Origin of the sequence: Hyalangium sp., assembly GCF_035629615.1 — a bacterium.
Taxonomy (GTDB): Bacteria; Myxococcota; Myxococcia; order Myxococcales; family Myxococcaceae; genus Hyalangium.
In genome coordinates, this window is sequence record NZ_DASPHO010000374.1 from 1 (window position 1) to 2,416 (window position 2,416).

Below are 2,416 nucleotides of genomic sequence, written 5' to 3' on the forward strand. Positions count from 1 at the left end.
TTGACGAGCACCACGTCCATCTCGGGAGCTAGCGACTTGAACCTCCCCTGCGAGAGGAACCCGTTTCCGGCGGCCACGGTGGACGTCATCATCCCGTGCCACATGGAGTTGTCCGGGGTGCGGATGAGGTCCAGGCCCTCCCGGTCGTTGATCAGATCGTAGTAGCGGCGGATGCGGCAGCGCGGCTCCATCAGATCGGGGTGGGCGTAGAATCCCGAGTCGAGGAACGCCACGGTGACGCCGCGGCCTTGGTAGTGGGGGTTGACCGCGAGCCGGCTGGCGACGGGGAGGATCTCCTCCTTTGCGGGCTCTCCTTGCGGCCAGACGGCGGCGGGTTCCTGCTCGGTAAGGGGGCGCTCTCCGTAGATGACTGCAGCCGCGGGCTTCGGGATGTCGGACATGTTGGTGTCCCTAGGATATCGGTCGTCCGCGGGTGTCGCTACAGCGGTTTCCTCGTCTCCTCTCGATACGAGCTATGGGATGGTGCCGCCCGTGAACACGATCCCCCTGATTGAAGGCGCCGCGGAGGTCTCGGCGGCAGCGAAGGAGACGGACGCACTGGTGGTGGTGGCACCCGCGCCCTTGAGGGCCTCGTTGGAAGGTCTGGGGCTGCCGCCCGAGTGGAAGCGCGCGGTGGAGGCCGCGCTCGCCGCGGACCGGGCGCTGGCCGAGGGCAGCCCGGCGCCCACCGTCGTGGCAGCCCCCTCCGCGCCCGGTGGAAGGATTGTCCTGGCGCCGACCGCTCCTGTCGTCCACGACACGGACGACTGCCGCGTGCTGTCGGAGGCGAGCGCCGCCGCGATTTCACGGGCAGTGCTTGCGGGGGCCTCCCATCCGCTGCTCGCCGTCGCCGTGCCGGAGGGAGAGCGGTTTGCTCGCACGCTGGAGGTCTGCGCCCTCTCTTCGGTGGCCACGGCGTGGGAGCCGCTGGAGGCGCGGGAGGCTCCTGCGCGCCGAGCGCCTCCGACGCGGCTGCGCAAGTTGTCGGTGCTGAACCTGTCGAGCCAGGCGGCCGGGTGGGCCAATGCGCTGGAGACGGGGAGGGCGCTGTGCCGAGACCTGGTGACAGGTGGTCCCGAGCGACTTGCCCCGCTGCGGTTCGCGGCCCACTGCGAAGAGGCCTTTGCAGGCACGGGGGTGAAGGTCACGGTGCAGAAGGACGTGTCCGGCTATCCGTTGCTTGCCGCCGTTGCGCGGGCGTCGATGGCCGTGGAGCGCCACAAGCCGTGCGTGGTCTCCCTGGAGCTGGTTCCGGAAGGCCCCGTCACGCGCACCGTGCTGCTGGCGGGGAAGGGCGTCACGTACGACACCGGCGGCGCGGACGTGAAGACGAACGGGGGCATGGCGGGCATGTCTCGTGACAAGGGCGGCGCCGCGACGGTGGCGGGACTGGTGCGTGTCCTCGCCGAGCGAAAGATCCCAGGCCTGCGGGTCATCGCGCTGCTGGGGATGGTGCGCAACAGCATCGGCGAGGAGTCGTTTGTCTCCGATGAGATCATCACGGCCCGCTCGGGGGTGCGCGTCCGCATCGGGAACACGGACGCGGAGGGGCGCCTGGTGCTGGCGGACCTGCTCGCGGCGCTCAAGGAGAAGGCGGAGCCAGGCACCTCTGTCCTGGTGTCGGTGGCGACGCTGACCGGCCACGTCTACCGGGCGTTCGGACCTTACGTGGGCGCCATCGAGAACGGTCCGGCACGGGCCGAGGGTTTCATCCAGACGCTGGCCGAAGCCGGCGAGCTGCTGGGCGAGCCGCTCGAGTCCACCCGGCCTCGGCGCGAGGACTACCAGTTCATCGCCCCCAAGGCTCCGACCGAGGACGTGCTGTCGAGCAACCGTCTGGCCAGCGTCGACACTGCACGCGGACACCAGGGGCCCTTCGCCTTCATTGACGTGGCATCCGGGCTACGAGGCTCGCAGCTGCCGTTCGTCCACCTCGACATCTCGGGCGTCGTAGTGACGCCTGCGGACTGGCAGGCGGGAAAGCCCACCGGATCGCCCATCGCAGCCTTGGTAGAGGCGCTCGAAGTCCAGCAGCGCGGCTGAACGGCCCCGGGGCCAAGGAACAGGGCTCAGCCCGCGAGTTGGGGTGTTATCGAGCAGGCCTTGGACTTCATCCTGGCCCTCTACCGCGTGGAGGCCCACGTCGTGCGGCACGCGGTGGTGCGCACACGAGCCCCAAGCAGCCGCACTCAGCGGGGAGTCACGCGCCCGCCAATCTCCGGGAAGCGCTCATACGCGCGTATCAGCGCCTCAAGGTGCGAGGGGTTGTCGAGATCAAGCGGCGAATCGATGAGCCGAACGACCCACCCGCCCGTCGCAGTGCGCCGCGCCCGAGAGAGTAGGTCCGCATCGTGCGATGGATCCGGGAACCCAATGGCCTGTGCGGCAGCGGCGGACCAGTAGTTCAGCCATCCGA

General features: G+C 69.5%; 3 protein-coding genes. 1 reads left to right on the forward strand and 2 read right to left on the reverse strand.

Going from position 1 to position 2,416, the window contains the following annotated elements; translation table 11 throughout:
* The coding region (locus VD972_RS19185) for a S8 family serine peptidase (RefSeq protein ID WP_324989045.1) at positions 1-401 on the reverse strand (401 nt) is incomplete at its 3' end.
* 91 nt (positions 402-492) lie between these two features.
* On the opposite strand from VD972_RS19185, the gene VD972_RS19190 reads away from it, so the two are divergent.
* A complete protein-coding gene (locus VD972_RS19190) occupies positions 493-2,043 on the forward strand; it encodes a hypothetical protein (protein WP_324989047.1) in 1,551 nt (516 codons plus the stop codon).
* A 146-nt stretch (positions 2,044-2,189) separates the two neighbouring features.
* Here VD972_RS19190 and VD972_RS19195 read toward each other — a convergent pair.
* The coding region (locus VD972_RS19195) for a DUF5953 family protein (protein ID WP_324989049.1) at positions 2,190-2,416 on the reverse strand (227 nt) is incomplete at its 5' end.